Origin of the sequence: Massilia timonae (assembly GCF_001866515.1) — a bacterium.
In the GTDB taxonomy this organism is placed as follows: Bacteria; Pseudomonadota; Gammaproteobacteria; order Burkholderiales; family Burkholderiaceae_D; genus Telluria; species Telluria timonae.
Genome location: NZ_JRYB01000001.1, coordinates 4,594,315 through 4,609,674, shown reverse-complemented (window position 1 = coordinate 4,609,674; position 15,360 = coordinate 4,594,315). Strand labels below are relative to the sequence as shown.

Below are 15,360 nucleotides of genomic sequence, written 5' to 3'. Positions count from 1 at the left end.
CGCTTTCATTTCCCGAGGTGCGGGCTTATCGCATCATGCGATCCCAGCCGTGACGCACGGCCGATTTCATCTTTTCCCAGGTCGACTGGTCGGCCGGATAGCGGGTATCCCAGTCGCTGCGCAGGTCGGTCTCGACGTCGTTCCACGGACGGCCGCGGTACTTGTCGTTGAGCGCCATTTCCGAACCGTAGCTGTAGGCCGGACGGTATTCGTCATACGCCTCGCCGGTGGCGCCATACACCGAATTCCAGTGGTTGCGGTAGTAGGCGTCGTTATCGCCGTCGGTCATGCGGTCCCAGCCGCGACGCACGGCGGACTTCATCTTGTCCCAGGTTGATTGCTCACCCGGATAGCGGCGATCCCAGTCGCTGCGCAGGTCGGTCTCGACCGCGTCCCAGCTGCGGCCGCGGTACTGGTCGTTGCGCGCCATTTCCGAACCGTAGCTGTAGGCCGGGCGGTACTCGTCATACGAGCCGCCGGCGGCGCCGTAGGTCGAGTTCCAGTGGTTGCGGTAATAGACGTCGTCGTCATTGTCGTCCGTCATGCGGTCCCAGCCGTGGCGGACGGCGTTCTTGACGCGATCCCAGGTCGACGGCTCGCTGGTGTCGCTGCCGGTGGTGCTGAAGTCGCGGGTGCCGTCGATGCGGTTGTCCCAACCGGTGCGCAGGGTGCCCTCGACGTCGTCCCATGGCTGGTTGCGATACATCTCGCTGCGGCGCATCTCGCTGCCGTAGGCGTAGGCCGGTTTCAGCTCTTCGAACTTCGTGCCGCTGCTCGCATAGGTGCTGTCGTAGTGGCTGCGGTACTGGTCGTCGTCATCGTCGCGGGTCATGCGTTCCCAGCCGTGGCGCACCGCGGCCTTCATCTTTTCCCAGGTCGATGGCTCGCCGCCGGTGGCGTGGCGGCTGTCCCAGTCGCTGCGCAGGTCGGTTTCGATGTCGTCCCAGGCGCGGTTGGTGTAGCGGCCGCTGCGCGCGGCTTCGCTGCCGTAGCTGTAGGCCGGCAGGTAGTCGTCGTAGGACGCGCCGGTGGCGCCGTAGGTGGTGTTGAAATGGTTGCGATAGTAGGTATCGTCGTCGTACGAACCCATGGCGCTCGACGCCGAACCCGCGCTGCCGCCCAGGCCCAGGGCGGCGTCCGACTGGCCGCGCGAGAAAATGCGCACGCCGCTGCGCTGCTTGTCCAGGCTGGCGCTGCCGCCCGCCAGCGAGCCGGTCTGGGTGTCACGCTGCAGCGAGTCGCTGCGGATCGAGCCTTCCAGGGCCGAGCCCTGGATCGACGAGGTGCTGCCCGACGCTGCGGTGTTGCCCAGGTTCGAACCCTGGGCGGCGATGCGGTCGTTGTCCAGCTGCGCGCTGCCGGCCGCCAGGCCGCCCTGCTGGCTGCCTTCGAGCGGCGCATTCTGCAGCGGGTCGTCGCGCAGCGTCGAGCTTTGCAGCGAAGTGCCGCCGGTGGCGGTCAGGCCGCTGCTGCCCAGCGATTCCTGGTGGGTGCCGCCCACGGTCTGGCCCTGGTTCAGGGAACCTTGCTGGAACAGCGCGCGGTCGCCCGGATTGTCGAGTTTGGGCGTCGATGCCGCCTGCGCATTGCCGAGCGTACCCGACTGGGCCGACATCGACGACGATTGCTGCATGCCGGAGCTGCTGCCCATGCGCATGGCGCCGGCGCTGATGCCGCCCGCTGCGATGTCCGGCGTGCCGGTGGCATTCTCGTCGATGTCGGTCGGGCCGTAGCGCTCGACGATGTCGGCCGCGCGCTCGACTTCCGGCAGCGAGGCGGCGACCACGGTCAGCACGTGGTGGCCACGGGTGACGGCGCCTTCGTAGCGGCTCACATGTTCCGCATTATCCGAACCAAACAGGTCGCTGAAGAAATTCTTGATGCTGGCGGTGATGCCGGTGTCACCGTCCGCGCTGCGTTCGGTGTCGAGGTCGGAACGGCCGGACACGCTGTCGGTCTGACCGGTCGGGTCGGCGTTGGACAGGCGGACGTCGGTACGGGTAAAGCCCGACGACAGCAGTTCGTTCATGGCGTTCTGCGCATCGGTGCGGTTGTCGAACACCGCGACAAGGGTATGTTGCATGGTCGTTCCTCCGAAAAATGGTGGTACTGGCGCCGGCGACGAGACTGCCGCTCGTTTGCGCTTTGTTGTCAAGATTACTCCAATACTGATGGGGCTCGCACACCATTGACCGTTGGAAAGATCATGTCAGAACAAGGCGAAATGCGGCGTCGGACCACCTACGGATGAGCACGTAGGCGCAGGACGACAGGGGGCGGAATGCCGGGCGGGCGCCCGGCATGGATAGCGCACCGGAGCCGGTGCGCCGTGCTCAGGCGAACGGGTTGTCGATGGTCTTGACCTCGGGCGGCGGCAGCGCGTCCGGCAGATCACGCGCCTCGAGCGCGGCCACGATCTCGCCCAGCAGCGCGTGCAGGCGGCGCGCCTTGTCCAGCCCGGGCACGTCGGCGGTCAGGTCGACGTCGCCCGAGATCGTGATGCGGTCGACACGGTTTTCCAGCATCAGGTCGCCGATGCCGGCGACGTCGGCTTCGTTGGCGAACGGGGTGAACGAGGTTGGTTTCTTCTTGCTCATGGCGTTCCTTTACGATCGGTTCTTGCGCTGCTTGATCTTGGGCAGGCGCAGCATGCGTTCTTTCTGCTTTGCCGACAGGGACGGCAGCAGTTCGATGCCGACGATGCGTTCCAGCTCGGCGACCGGCACCACATTGATCGGCGCATCGGCGCGGTTTTCGGTGAACCAGGCCGCGGCCAGCTTCTGGCGCGGACTGTACACCACCTTGTACAGATGGCTCGGCACGATGACGTTGCCGACCTTCTTCAGGCTGGCGCCGAGGAAGGCCGGGCCGGTGATCACGTACAGCTCCCCTTCCTTCTTCGCCATGGTGCGCACCGCGCCCTCGATCGGCGCCCAGATGTGACGGTTGTGGTCGCGGTCTTGCGGGACCATATTGGCCAGCGAAAAGCTCTCGCGCTGGGTGCGGCGGTCGGGCATATTGGCGTTCGGCGCCAGGTGGCCGCGATCGAAACCGCTGCGCGCATAGTCCGACAGCTCGGCGCGCTGGCCGCGCGGCAGGCGCCCCTCGGCGTGGAACTTGTCGTCGCGGTCCAGGCCCTGGGCCCGCTTGAGGTTATCGGCGCGCACGTATTCGGCCGACCACAGCGGCGTGCGGGTCACGCCCGAATGCATGACGCCGAACACGCCGTAGCACAGCTCGCGCGTGGACTTCGCCAGTTTCTGGTTGTGGATCTCGGGCGCGCGGCCGTCGAGGTAGTGGACAGGACAACTGTCGGCCTGCGCCGCGCCGGTGGACAGCAAGGCGCCGGCGACGGCGAGGCGGGCAAGAAGTCTGCCCAGGGTGGAGCGAAGCATGATTGAACGGCAATGGTGAAGAAAGCGGGCATTTTAGCTGAGCAGGTGTTCCTGAGCATTAACTTTGCATCGATCGGCGCACGCGGCGATACCCATGACACTGCGCACCGGGTGCGCACGATTGCATGAGCAATTCCTCACGGAATGTTTTAAAATTATCGCTTTCTCAATAAGATTTTCCATTTGGGAAACAAGTTCGCCACGAATGACCCACCCGCCAATCCCGGAAGACCTACGCCGTTTCGTCCTGACGAGCGTTCCTTCCGTGCCCTTCCTGGAAGCCTTGCTGCTGCTGCGCGCCGACCCCACCCAGCAGTGGGAAAGCGCCATGCTGGCCAGCCGGCTCTATATCCGTGAGCGCGTGGCGGGCCAGCTGCTGTCCGATCTATGCAAGGCGGGCATCGCGCAGCCCTGCGATCCGCCGGCCGCCCACTGTTATCGCTACGAGCCCGTCAGCGAGGCCCTGTGCGAACGGATCGATCGCCTGGCCGACCTGTATGCCCGGCACCTGGTGGAGGTCACCCACTTGATCCACTCCAGCCTCGAGCGCCAGGCCCAGCAGTTCGCCGACGCTTTCCGCCTGCGCAAGGACGAATGAGAGGAAGGCGTGGCCAGTGGTCCGTATGCAATAAACTAGATGTCGTAGTCAGACACAGAATCAGACGCAAAGAGCGGGCGCCGAGCGCCGACAAGAATGATGAGCATACCCTTCGGGACGATGTGATATGGGCGAAGTGATCTATACCCTCTGCATGCTGACCGCGCTGACCTGCGCCGTGCTGCTGTTCGCCGGCTACCGGCGTACGCGGCTGCGGCTGCTGTTCTGGAGCGGCGCCTGTTTCGCGGGCATGACCTTGAATAATCTCTTGCTGTTATTGGACAAGGTCGTGTTTCCCACCCAGGTCGACCTGCTGCCGTGGCGCCAGGCGAGCGCGCTGGTGGCCTGCCTGCTCCTGCTCTACGGCCTGATCTACGAGAAGGACTGAAGCGATGACCAATCTGCTGGCCGGCGCCATTGCCATGGCTTCCCTGATCATCGCCCTGTTCTTCCTGCGCTTCTGGCGCGCCAGCGGCGACCGTTTCTTCCTGTATTTCGCCCTGTCGTTCGCGATCGAAGGGCTGCACCGCGTGTATGCGGTATTGCGCGACGGCGGCGGCGAGGATTCGCCGCTGCACTACCTGATCCGGTTATTGGCCTATGGCTTGATCTTGTGGGCCATCCTGGAAAAGAATTTGCCGCGCAAAAAGCGGGGCCCGTAGGCGCCCGCACGCGACGCTCGCGTGCGCCCGGCGCAGGGGCCCTGCGCCATAATCGGCCCATGTCTACCATTTCATGGAGGTCCACATGAGCGCTCCCGATCAATCTGACCACGGGCAGGACGTCCCGGTTCCCGCCGGAGGCCAGGACAACCGTTCCGACAACCTGTTGCCGGGCGATGACGGCGCCGAGGACGGCCGCTTCGACGTGGCCGAGGAAGTGAACCTCGACCAGCACTCCGACGAGGCGCGCCGCATCGGCCAGGCACCGTCGCAGGGCATCGCCGACGCCGTTCCAGAGGCGCTGCGCACACCCGTGCCCTCGCAGCAGGTGCCGGACAAATCGTGACGGGGGACGCCGGCGCACCGGAACGGCGCAAAATCATTGACATGGCCCGGCGACACACTTAGATTGCCGAAATAACCATAACCATATGTTCGGGCCACGATGTCCTTGATCGACACCATTCCTCACGCCAGCCACCGGAGCGTCCTCTTCATCTGCAAGCGCGCGATCGACGACCCGATCGTCAACCAGGTCTCGCGCGAGCTGGACCAGGTCATCGTCCGGGCGACCACCCAGGCGGGCGGCCTGGACCAGGCACGCATGGGCGACTTCGCCCTGATCCTGGTCGGCTATTCGGGCGACGCCGAGGGCATGCTCGACACCATTCGCGCAGTGCGCGCCAATCCCCGTTCGAGCCGCACGCCGATCGTGGCGCTCGGCCTGCCGCAACCCCTGCCCTTCCCCCAGGAATTGCTGTACGACGCCGGCGCCATCGCCGTGCTCACCGAACCGCTCTCCCCCACCATCCTGCGCGCCAAGGCGCGTTTCTATATCGAGGCCTTCAACAGCCAGGAGGAGCGGCAGCGGGCGGAGACGGCACTGGAGCAGACCCGTTCGCGCCTGGAACGCATCGTCGAGGCCGCCGAGCTTGGCATCTGGTCGTGGGACATCCTGCAAGACCGGGTCCGGGCCGACGCCCGCATGGCGGCGCTGTTCGGGGTTGCAGAGGAGCGGCGCCTGGACGCGCCGCTCGCCACCTACCTGGCGGCCTTCCATCCGGACGACATCGAACCGACGGTGGCGCAGATCAATGCCGCGATCGACGGCGAAGGCCTTTATGCCGCCACCTACCGCATCCGGGCGGACGCCGGCGGCTGGCGCTGGATGATCGCGCGCGGCCACGTCGAGTATGACGACCATGGCGCGCCGTGCGAGGTGCACGGGGTGGTCATGGACGCCACGCGCCAGCGCGAGGCCGAGCAGCAGCTGCGCGCCACCGAGGAGCGCTACCATACCGTGTTCGACTCGATCGACGAAGGCCTGTGCGTGATCGACATGATCTACGACAGTGAAGGCCAGCCCTGCGACTACCTGTTCGTCGAGGCCAATCCCGCCTTCGTCAAGCATACCGGCCTGCTCGATGCGGTGGGCAAGACGATCCGCCAGCTGGTGCCCAACCACGAGCAGCACTGGTTCGACACCTATGGCCGGGTGGCGCAAACCGGCGAGGCGGTGCGCTTCGAGAACGAGGCGCGCGGCCTGCACCGCTGGTACGACGTGCACGCAACGCGGCTGGGTCCGCCCGAGCGGCGCCGGGTCGCGGTGCTGTTTACCGACATTACCGAACGGCGCCGGGCGGACGCCGCGCTGCGCCGCATGGCGGCCGACCTGTCCGAGGCCAACCGTCTCAAGACCGAGTTCCTGGCCACGCTGGCGCACGAACTGCGCAATCCCCTGGCGCCGATCCGCAGCGGGCTGCAGTTCATCCGCCGCTCGCCCGCCGACCGTGATGCGGTCAGCCGCGTGCACGACATCATGGAGCGCCAGCTCGACCACCTGGTGAACCTGGTCGACGATCTGCTGGACGTGGCGCGCATCACGCGCGGCCAGGTCGAGCTGCGGCGCGAGCGGGTCGAGCTGGCGACGGTCCTGACGGCCGCGGTCGAGACCAGCATGCCGCTGATCGAGGCGGGGCGCCACGCTTTCGACCTGCGCCTCCCTGACGAAGCCCTGGTGCTCGACGCCGATCCGACCCGCCTGACCCAGGTGGTGAGCAATCTGCTGAACAATGCGGCGCGCTATACGCCCAAGGGCGGACGCATCGCGCTGGAGGCCAGGCGCGACGGCGAGCAGGCGCTGGTGACGGTGTCCGACAACGGGATCGGCATCGCGCCCGAGGCGCTGGAAGAGGTATTTCGCATGTTCACCCAGGTCGGTCAGGCGCAGCAGCCAGGATCCGGCGGGCTCGGCATCGGTTTGTCGCTGGTGCGCAGCCTGGTCGAGCTGCACGGCGGCAGCGTGAGCGCCGCCAGCGCCGGCACCAATGCCGGCAGCGTCTTCACGGTGCGCCTGCCGCTGCTCGCCGCTGCGCATGCGGCGCTCGCGGACGAGGACGGGACGACCGGAACGGCGCCCGAGGCCGCGCCGACGGGGCGCAGCGTGCTGGTGGTCGACGACAACCGCGACGCGGCCGAAACCCTGGCCGCCCTGCTCAATATGATGGGCCACCGCGCGCCGGTGGCCAACGACGGCCGCCAGGCGCTGCGCATGCTGCCCAGCCTGATGCCGGACGTGGTGTTCCTGGACCTCGGCATGCCGGGCATGTCCGGCTACGAAGTGGCGACGGCGATCAGGCAAGACGCCCGCCTGGCGGGCATCCGGCTGGTGGCGCTGACGGGATGGGGCGGAGAAGCCGACCGGGCCAGGACGAAGGCGGCGGGGTTCGACGAACACCTGACCAAGCCGGCGACGGTGGAGGCGATCGAGGAAGTGCTCAGGAGAGTGTGAAGCTACTGCCGTACGGCGGGACCCGGCGCTTTGCCGGAGTCCGGAACGTCGTCCCCGCCTGCGCCGGGACGACGTGTTCAGGCCGGGTTCGACCGGCCCAATCCAATCAACCGACCTGCGCGACCGGCAGCGTGTCCGCCGGCGCGCGCGCCGCTTCCTGGCTGTTGGCGAAGAAGCGTTCGACCTTGTTGCCCGGGACGGCGTTGCCGATCAGCTCGTGCATGCGGCTGGCGGTCAGGTCCCACGAGGTGCCGGCCACCACTTCGCGCATGCGTTGCACCATGGCCTGGCGCGCGTCGTCGCTCAGCGCCAGCTGGCGCTCGCAGGCGGCGATGAAGTCGCCGTGCGACTCGGCGATTTCCACCACGTCGCCATACGGCACCTTGACGTCGGTGATCGGGGTCGACACGCATGGCAGCTCGGCCGCCATGTATTCCAGCACCTTGGTCGGGCTGATGAACTTGGTCGAATCGTTCATGGCGAACGGCAACAGGCAGACGTCCCAGCCGGCCAGGAACTGCGGCAGCTGGTCATAGGTGCGCTGGCCCATGTAATGGACGTTCGGCTGCTTCGGCAGGGTCGCCGGGTCGATCTTGACGACCGGGCCGACCAGCACGATCTGCCAGTCCGGATGGGCGTCGGCCATGCTCGAGACCAGGTCGACGTCGAAGCGCTCGTCGATCACGCCGTAGAAGCCCAGGCGCGGATGCGCGATATGGGCCTGGTCCGGGTGCGAGATGGCGCGATCCTGTGCCTGGCGGAAGTGCTTGGCGTCGACGCTGCTCGAGAAGCAGTGGGCATTGGCGTGGCGGTCGCGTTTCGACTGGTACAGGCTCGGGCCGCCGGTGAAGACGACGTCGGCGATGTTCAGCAGCGCGCTTTCGCGCTGCAGCAGCTGCTTCGGCGCGTTCTTGAACATGGCCAGTTCGTCCATGCAGTCATAGATCACCTTGGACGGCTTGAAGACCTGCAGCAGCGGCAGCGCCATCGGGGTGTAGAACCAGACGATCGGCGCCTCGTCCTTGGGCACCAGGTTGGCCAGCAGCGCCTGCAGGGTCGGCAGCTGGTCGTCGTGGAAGCCGAACTGCTGGATCGGCGTGTGCGGACGGCAGACGGTGATGTTCGGTGCGACGTCGGTCTTTTCCAGGCGTGCCTCGCCCTCGGTGTGCATCGGCTCTTCGATGAAGAGGATGTTGTAGTGTTCGGCCAGGCGGGTCATCAGGTGCTGTGGACGCTGGAACACGAAATCCCAGCGGAGATGGCAAAACACGATCAGGGTCGGCATGTCGATTTCCTTTCGCCTCGGCGGCGTTCTAGTAGTTGGCAAGTAAAACCGGACCGGTCCCTCTCTCTCTCACAAGGCCGTGGCGGCGCCCGGGAAGCCGGTCTGACCACGGAATCGTATCATGCAATTTTCCTAATATTTTCAGTTGTGCAGAGCAACATTGCACCAGATGTAACTAAATATTGCCGCCCTACTGCTGGGCCTCATAGGGAGAGTCCGTCTGGGAGGCAATTTTTTGTAAGGGGCCTCCTACACCAACACAGGAAAATCCACTACGAAAAAACGGCAAAAACTTTACTGTTTGCACTGAAATCGGGGGCCGAAATCGCCGGTTTACCGCCCCGACGGCCGAAATCGGGGGGCGGTGGGGCGTTGCGGACGGTTCGAAAACGGGGCGTCAGGCGGGGTGATAAGGCTCGGCGCCTTCGGCGTGCCCGTCGGCGCTGAACCCGGCGGCAATCGATACGCCCTCCAGGCCGAGCGCCAGTAGTGCATCGCACAATTCGTCCACCTCGGCGGCCAGGTCGGCGGCCAGGTCGACCGGCTTCTCGACGGTGCCCCACGGCTGGCCGCCGTCGAGCGCGTACAGGTTGGCGCGCAGGACCACGTGCTCGCCCATGTCCAGCGGCGCCACCGCGGCGTGCACCGCGTCGGGCGCCAGGTCCTTGGCCGCCAGCAGGCGCTTGGCCTCGGCCAGCACGCCGAGCGTCGCCAGTTCGGCCACGCCCTGCTCCTTGGCGCCGTAGAACAGGTCCTGGTACAGGAAGTTCAGCTCCAGGCGGTCCGGCTCGCGCGCGAGCAGCCGCGCCACCAGCGGGGCGACGGCCTCGGTCCAGGCGCGGTAGCGCGCCATGCGCGCCGCGAAATAGGCGTCGCTGCCCGCTTCGTCCTGCGGCACCCGGTAGAACGGATCGTCGGCGCGCTTGAGCGAGAAGCCGAGCAGGAAGCGCAGCTCGAGCGCCGTCTCGTCGGGCGCCACCGGCTCGCCGGTCCAGCCGCGCATGCTGGCCTCGATGGTCGGCGCCGGCTGCAGCTTTTTTTCGAGCAGCGAAGCGGCGGCTTCGCGCAGCATCTGGTGCAGCGTGCCGTAGGCGATGTGATCGATCTCGGCCAGGTCGTAGGCATGCTGCAGCAGCACCACCTTCGCGCCCTTGCTGTCCAGGCCGTGCTCCTGGAAGCTGGCCGAGAGACGCTCGAAGGCGTCAAGATCCTGGAAGTTCTCGCGCCCGTCCAGGCCGCCGCGGCTGCGCACGAACAGCGGCACCAGGAAGGCGTCGATCTCGACTTCCGGACCGTCTTCGCGCCGGATGCGCAGGGTGGCGGCTTCTTCTTCCACGCGCGCGCGCAGCAGGCGGCAGGCCAGCGGATCGGTGTAGCGCGCCAGTTCGATCGCTTCGTACAGCACCTCGTCGTGCTTCTTGCGGATCGCCTTGCGCACCAGGCTGGCCAGGGCCTCGGCCTGCTCGCCGCCTTGCGCCGCTTCGTCCTCGCGCTCGGCGATCTCGAGGGCCATGTCGGCCATCAGCCGCGCCTGGGCATCGGTGTCGGGTTCGCGCGTGTTGTTCGAGGTGCGGGGTGCGGGACGCTTGTTCTTCGGCATAGTGTGGACAAAATAGATGGAGGTTCGAGCCGGCATGGTAACACCGCCGCGCGGCCCGGCGTAGCGCCGCGGGCTGCAAGCGGCGTGTGCCGGTGTTATGCTTCGGGCAAAAAACGAATCCAGAAAGTCCCCCATGCTCGAACGACTCTTCAAACTCAGCGAAAACAAGACCAACATCCGCACCGAGATGATGGCCGGACTGACCACCTTCCTGACGATGGTCTACATCATCTTCGTCAACCCCTCGATCCTGGGAGACGCCGGCATGCCGAAGGAATCGGTGTTCGTCGCCACCTGCCTGGTGGCCGCCGGCGGCACCGCCATCATGGGCCTGTACGCCAACTACCCGATCGCGATGGCGCCCGGCATGGGGCTGAACGCCTATTTCGCCTACGCCGTGGTGCTGGGCATGGGCATCCCGTGGCAGGCGGCGCTGGGCGCCGTGTTCATCTCGGGCTGCCTGTTCATCCTGGTCACGATGGTGGGCCTGCGCGCCATGATCGTGGACGGCATCCCGCGCTCGATGCGGGTCGCGATCACGGTCGGCCTCGGCATGTTCCTGGCCCTGATCGCCCTCAAGAATGCGGGCATCGTGGTGGCCAACGAAGCCACCCTGGTCAAGGCCGGCGACCTGCACCAGCCGGCCGCGATCATGGCGATCGTCGGCTTCTTCGCCATCGTGGCGCTGGACCGCCTGCGCGTGCGCGGCGCGATCCTGATCGGCATCGTGCTGGTGACCGTGCTCAGCTTCTTCTTCGGCGGGAACACCTACCAGGGCCTGTTCTCGCTGCCGCCGTCGATCGAACCGACGCTGTTCCAGCTCGACATCCCGGGCGCCCTCGCCGCCGGCATCCTGAACGTGGTGCTGGTGTTCTTCCTGGTCGAGCTGTTCGACGCCACCGGCACGCTGATGGGCGTGGCGCGCCGCGCCGGCCTGCTGGTCGAGGGCAAGATGGACCGGATGAACAAGGCGCTGCTGGCCGACAGCGGCGCCATCGTCGCCGGCAGCGTGCTGGGCACCTCGAGCACCACCGCCTACCTGGAAAGCGCGTCCGGCGTGCAGGCCGGCGGGCGCACCGGCCTCACCGCCCTGACCGTGGCCGCGCTGTTCCTGGCCTGCCTGTTCATCGCGCCGCTGGCGGCCGTGGTGCCCGCCTACGCCACCGCGCCGGCGCTGCTGTTCGTGGCCTGCCTGATGCTGTCCGACCTGGGCGACGTCGAATGGGGCGACAGCACCGAGAGCATCCCGGCCGCCGTCACCGCCCTGGGCATGCCGTTCACCTATTCGATCGCCGAGGGCATCGCCTTCGGCTTCATCAGCTATGCGGTGCTCAAGCTGCTGACCGGCCGCGCGCGCGAGGTCAAGCCGGTGGTGTGGGTGATCGCGGCGCTGTTCGCTTTCAAGATCGTCTACGTCGGCACCTGAGTCGCTCGATAAAAGTGACCGGTCGTTCGCGCCGCTACTGACTAAACAAGCGCCCATTCATGCCCGATTGCATCGCATCGCGCTGTCTTTGCGTTACAATGTCCGCCAACTCGCGGCTATCACCACGGTCGCGCACGATCCACGAACGATGGGCCGGTCGCCCTGCGCATGCCACGCGGTACGGCGCAGCCCATGCGACCGCTTAGATGCTGATGAAACCATTTTCGATCCTGGCGCTGGCCCTGGCCGGCCTCCCCGGTGTGGCGCTCGCCGCTCCGGACCTTCCGCAAGTCGGCGACGTCCATGCGCCGCTCACCGTTGCGATGCCGGCGATTCCCGACGGCGGCTGGTTCACCTCCGCCGAACTCGGCGCGATCACGACCTCGGGCAATACCAACGGCACCTCGGTCACGGGCAAGATCGACGCCCGTCACGAGACCGCGCGCTGGAGCCATGAATTCATCGCCAGCGGCTACTTCAAGGAAGACGAGTACGAGGACGAGTTCGGCGAGCCCGTGAAGAGCCGCTCGGCGCAGCGCTGGGCCACCTCGGCCAAGGCCTCGCTCAAGCTGCTGGGCGACGGCCGCCGCGCCTTCGTGCTGGCCACCCACACCGACGACCGGTTCGGCGCCTATCGGAAGTACTCGACGGTCGGCATCGGTTACGGCTCGCGCTGGTACACGGCGCCCGACAAGACGCTCGACGTCGAGATCGGTCCGGGTTACTCGGTCGGCAAGCGCGACAACGAGGAAGAAGAACGCGGCATGACGGTGCGCAGCGCGGCCCAGTTCCGCTGGCAGGTCAGCCCATCGGCCTTCTTCGCCCAGACCGTCAGCGTCGAGAAAGGCACCGGCAACACCCACTCGGTGGCCGAAACGTCGCTCAGCACCAAGATCAACGGCAGCATGCAGATGAAGGCCGGCTTCAGCGTGCGCAACGACAGCGACGTCCCGGAAGACAAGAAGAACACCGATACCCAGACCTCGCTGACGATGGTCTATTCGTTCTAAGCTACCCCACCTGCGCCAGGCCATCGCCTGGCGCACTTCGCGGACGCCGCGAGCCTTATTCCGGATGCGCTCCCGTCCGGCGCCACTCGAGTTCCATGGCGGCGTCGTCGGCGTGCAGGAGCGTGAAGCCCAGCGCCCCGTACAGCCGGCGTGCGGCCAGGTTACCGCTGCGCACACGCAGCGTGACGCGCGCGCGTTCCTGCTGCAGCGCGCGCAGGATACACCGGGCAATGCCCTTGCGCCGCGCGGCCAGCGCCACCGACAGGTCCACCACGCGCAGCGCGCCGGCCTCTTCGGCCAGCACGATGCGCGCTACCGGGCGCTCCTCTTCGGTCACCAGCCAGGTCTCGGGCGCGGCGAAGCGCCGCGCATAATCGTCGACCTGCATGGCGCGCTGGTGGCGCGCGATGCCCTCGATGACGCCACGCGGGACCGGCAGCGCGCCGAGGTCGGGGCGGGAGTCGAGGTAGAGCGCCTCGAGGAAAGCCTCGTCGTCGGCCGAGGGAGAGCGCGCCGCGAGACGTCCGAAGCTGCGCCCGCTCACCTGGCGGGCGACGGCGCCAGGTCCCTGGCCAGCGCCAGGGCGGCCAGGCTGATGAGCGCCGCGCCGCTCAGGTAATAGCCGACGTATTCCAGCCCGTGGTTCGTGGCCAGCCACAGGGCGATATAGGGCGCCACCGAGGCGCCGAGGATGCCGGCGAAGTTGAAGGTGAGCGAGGCGCCGGTGTAGCGCACCTCGGGCGGGAACATCTCGGCCAGCAAGGTGCCGAGCGGGCCGTAGGTGAAGCCGACCAGGCACATGCCGAGCACCATGAACAGCGTCACCGCGACCCAGCCGCCGGCGCCGAACAGCGGCCCGTACAGCAGGCCGAACACGGCGATCGCGGCGCTCACCAGCATCATGGCGCTGCGCCGTCCGCGGCGGTCGGCCAGCAGCGCCGACGGCGGGATCGTGAGCGCGAAGAACACTACCGCGAACAGCTGCAGGACCAGGAATTCCTGGCGCGTGTAGCCCAGCTGCGCGGTGCCCCAGCTCAGCGCGAACACCGTCATCAGGTAGAAGATGACGAAGGTCGACAAGGCGGTCAGGGTGCCGAGCAGCAGCGCGCGGCGGTGGTCGCGCAGCACCGCCACCATCGGCACCTTGACCCGCGCCTTCTGGTCGAGCACCTTTTGAAAGTCAGGCGTTTCGGTGATCTTCAGGCGGATGTACAGGCCCACCGCCACCAGCAGGGCGCTGGCCAGGAAGGGAATCCGCCAGCCCCAGGCGAAGAAGGCTTCGTCGCTCATCAGCTCGCCCAGCAGCAGGAATACGCCGCCCGACAGGAAGAAGCCGATCGGCGCGCCCAGCTGCGGGAACATGCCGTACCAGGCGCGCTTGCCCGGCGGCGCGTTCTCGGTGGCGAGCAGCACCGCCCCGCCCCATTCGCCGCCCAGGCCCAGGCCCTGGCCGAAGCGGCACAGCGCCAGCAGCAGCGGCGCCGCCACGCCGATCTGGGCATAGGTGGGCAAGAGGCCGATCAGGATGGTCGACAGGCCCATCGTGAGCAGGGCCGCGACCAGGGTCGCCTTGCGGCCGATGCGGTCGCCGAAGTGGCCGAACACGGCCGAGCCGACCGGCCGCGCGAAAAAGGCGATGGCGAAGGTCGCCAGCGACTGCAGCACCGCCGCGCCCGGGTCGGCGGCCGGGAAGAACAGGCGCGGAAACACCAGCACCGCGGCGGTGGCATAGATGTAGAAATCGTAGAACTCGATCGTGGTGCCGATCAGGCTTGCAAACAGGACGGTGCGGGGTTTGTTGCCCGCAGCTCGGCCTTCCAGCGTGGCTTCGCTCATGCACCCGCCTGGGCCAGGGCCTGGCGCACCGCGTCGGCGTCGACCGGACGCACCACGCGCGCGACTTCCTGGCCATCCTTGAGCACCACCACCGTCGGCCATAGCTTGACGCGGAACGAGCGGCCCAGCGGGCGGCCGGGGCCGTCCTCGACCCTGATGTGGCGGGCGGCCGGATAGTCGCCCAGCGCCTGGTCGATCAGCGGCTCGGCGGCGCGGCAATAGCCGCACCAGTTGGCGCCGAAGTCGAGGGCGACCAGGCCCTGGGTGGCGTCGATGGCGCTGCGTTCGGGTTGGTTGCTAGCGTAGGGGGCAGCCATGGAGTCTCCTAGTTTATTGCTATTCGAATACCGCAAGCGTACCTCAAAACGCGCCGCCTGGCATGCCGGCGCGCCAGGCCGCGCTCTTGCCTGCCCGATCTCCCTCCAGCGTGTGGCACCTAACGGAACCTGGCTCCCGAGGCTGTCACCCTGTGACTCATCGTCTAATCAGGAGCACATCATGTCGGATGACTTGAACAAACGCGGTCAGCAGGACCGTTCCCGCATCAATATGCACGAAGAGCACGAGGTGCGTTACTGGACCGAGGCGCTGGGCGTGACCCGCGAGGAGTTGCAGCGCGCCGTCGACCAGGTCGGCGTGAGCGCCAGCGCGGTGCGCGAACACCTCGGCCGCTGAACCGCTTCCCGCTCGATCGCGCGGACCGGCCGCCTGCCGGTCCGTGCTCTCTATTGCCCGTTCATTTCCCTACCCTTCGCAC

At 67.1% G+C, this 15,360-nt stretch carries 16 protein-coding genes; 8 read left to right on the top strand and 8 right to left on the bottom strand.

Annotation, left to right across the window (positions count from 1 at the left end; translation table 11 throughout):
• Nucleotides 1-25: 25 nt before the first annotated feature.
• The 3 genes from LO55_RS19525 to LO55_RS19515 form a co-directional block, all read right to left on the bottom strand.
• Entirely contained in the window at nucleotides 26-2,083 is a 2,058-nt protein-coding gene (locus tag LO55_RS19525; protein WP_071362753.1) for a hypothetical protein, read from the bottom strand.
• Between the two features lie 250 nt (nucleotides 2,084-2,333).
• On the bottom strand, nucleotides 2,334-2,597 hold the full coding sequence (locus LO55_RS19520; protein ID WP_071362752.1) for a hypothetical protein: 264 nt from the start codon (nucleotides 2,595-2,597) through the stop codon (nucleotides 2,334-2,336).
• 9 nt (nucleotides 2,598-2,606) lie between these two features.
• Complete coding sequence (locus tag LO55_RS19515; protein WP_071362751.1) at nucleotides 2,607-3,395, bottom strand: DNA/RNA non-specific endonuclease; 789 nt, start codon at nucleotides 3,393-3,395, stop codon at nucleotides 2,607-2,609.
• Between the two features lie 205 nt (nucleotides 3,396-3,600).
• Here LO55_RS19515 and LO55_RS19510 point away from each other — a divergent pair, with 205 nt between their 5' ends.
• The 5 genes from LO55_RS19510 to LO55_RS19490 all read left to right on the top strand — a co-directional run bounded on the left by LO55_RS19510 (nucleotide 3,601) and on the right by LO55_RS19490 (nucleotide 7,446).
• Entirely contained in the window at nucleotides 3,601-3,993 is a 393-nt protein-coding gene (locus LO55_RS19510; RefSeq protein ID WP_071362750.1) for a hypothetical protein, read from the top strand.
• 127 nt (nucleotides 3,994-4,120) lie between these two features.
• On the top strand, nucleotides 4,121-4,381 hold the full coding sequence (locus LO55_RS19505) for a DUF5985 family protein (protein ID WP_005670799.1): 261 nt from the start codon (nucleotides 4,121-4,123) through the stop codon (nucleotides 4,379-4,381).
• A 4-nt stretch (nucleotides 4,382-4,385) separates the two neighbouring features.
• Nucleotides 4,386-4,655 carry a DUF5985 family protein gene (locus LO55_RS19500; protein WP_005670797.1) on the top strand — a complete coding sequence of 90 codons (270 nt, stop codon included), beginning with the start codon at nucleotides 4,386-4,388 and terminating at the stop codon, nucleotides 4,653-4,655.
• 85 nt (nucleotides 4,656-4,740) lie between these two features.
• The gene (locus LO55_RS19495; protein WP_071362749.1) at nucleotides 4,741-5,001 is read left to right on the top strand and encodes a hypothetical protein; all 261 of its coding nucleotides are present in this window, start codon (nucleotides 4,741-4,743) and stop codon (nucleotides 4,999-5,001) included.
• A gap of 99 nt (nucleotides 5,002-5,100) precedes the next feature.
• On the top strand, nucleotides 5,101-7,446 hold the full coding sequence (locus LO55_RS19490) for a hybrid sensor histidine kinase/response regulator (RefSeq protein WP_071362748.1): 2,346 nt from the start codon (nucleotides 5,101-5,103) through the stop codon (nucleotides 7,444-7,446).
• 106 nt (nucleotides 7,447-7,552) lie between these two features.
• Here the strand turns inward: LO55_RS19490 and LO55_RS19485 are convergent, their stop codons facing one another.
• Together LO55_RS19485 and LO55_RS19480 are read right to left on the bottom strand one after the other, a co-directional pair.
• The gene (locus LO55_RS19485) at nucleotides 7,553-8,731 is read right to left on the bottom strand and encodes a glycosyltransferase (protein ID WP_071362747.1); all 1,179 of its coding nucleotides are present in this window, start codon (nucleotides 8,729-8,731) and stop codon (nucleotides 7,553-7,555) included.
• A 397-nt stretch (nucleotides 8,732-9,128) separates the two neighbouring features.
• A complete protein-coding gene (locus tag LO55_RS19480; protein WP_071362746.1) occupies nucleotides 9,129-10,331 on the bottom strand; it encodes a hypothetical protein in 1,203 nt (400 codons plus the stop codon).
• 133 nt (nucleotides 10,332-10,464) lie between these two features.
• Between LO55_RS19480 and LO55_RS19475 the strand changes: the two genes are divergently transcribed.
• Both LO55_RS19475 and LO55_RS19470 read left to right on the top strand, forming a co-directional pair.
• Complete coding sequence (locus LO55_RS19475; protein WP_143054569.1) at nucleotides 10,465-11,757, top strand: NCS2 family permease; 1,293 nt, start codon at nucleotides 10,465-10,467, stop codon at nucleotides 11,755-11,757.
• Between the two features lie 206 nt (nucleotides 11,758-11,963).
• Nucleotides 11,964-12,767 (top strand): DUF481 domain-containing protein, encoded by an 804-nt coding sequence (locus tag LO55_RS19470; RefSeq protein ID WP_005670787.1) that lies wholly within the window; start codon nucleotides 11,964-11,966, stop codon nucleotides 12,765-12,767.
• Between the two features lie 55 nt (nucleotides 12,768-12,822).
• Here LO55_RS19470 and LO55_RS19465 read toward each other — a convergent pair whose 3' ends face one another.
• Genes LO55_RS19465 through LO55_RS19455 form a run of 3 tightly spaced genes read right to left on the bottom strand, consistent with a single transcriptional unit; the run spans nucleotide 12,823 to nucleotide 14,920 of the window.
• Complete coding sequence (locus tag LO55_RS19465; protein WP_071362744.1) at nucleotides 12,823-13,311, bottom strand: GNAT family N-acetyltransferase; 489 nt, start codon at nucleotides 13,309-13,311, stop codon at nucleotides 12,823-12,825.
• Nucleotides 13,308-14,603: an MFS transporter gene (locus tag LO55_RS19460; RefSeq protein ID WP_071362743.1), complete on the bottom strand. Its 1,296-nt coding sequence runs from the start codon at nucleotides 14,601-14,603 to the stop codon at nucleotides 13,308-13,310. The genes LO55_RS19465 and LO55_RS19460 overlap by 4 nt, the downstream gene beginning before the upstream one ends.
• The gene (locus tag LO55_RS19455; RefSeq protein WP_071362742.1) at nucleotides 14,600-14,920 is read right to left on the bottom strand and encodes a thioredoxin family protein; all 321 of its coding nucleotides are present in this window, start codon (nucleotides 14,918-14,920) and stop codon (nucleotides 14,600-14,602) included. The genes LO55_RS19460 and LO55_RS19455 overlap by 4 nt, the downstream gene beginning before the upstream one ends.
• A 181-nt stretch (nucleotides 14,921-15,101) precedes the next feature.
• On the opposite strand from LO55_RS19455, the gene LO55_RS19450 reads away from it, so the two are divergent.
• Nucleotides 15,102-15,278 carry a DUF3606 domain-containing protein gene (locus tag LO55_RS19450; RefSeq protein ID WP_071362741.1) on the top strand — a complete coding sequence of 59 codons (177 nt, stop codon included), beginning with the start codon at nucleotides 15,102-15,104 and terminating at the stop codon, nucleotides 15,276-15,278.
• The last annotated feature ends 82 nt before the right edge of the window (nucleotides 15,279-15,360 follow it).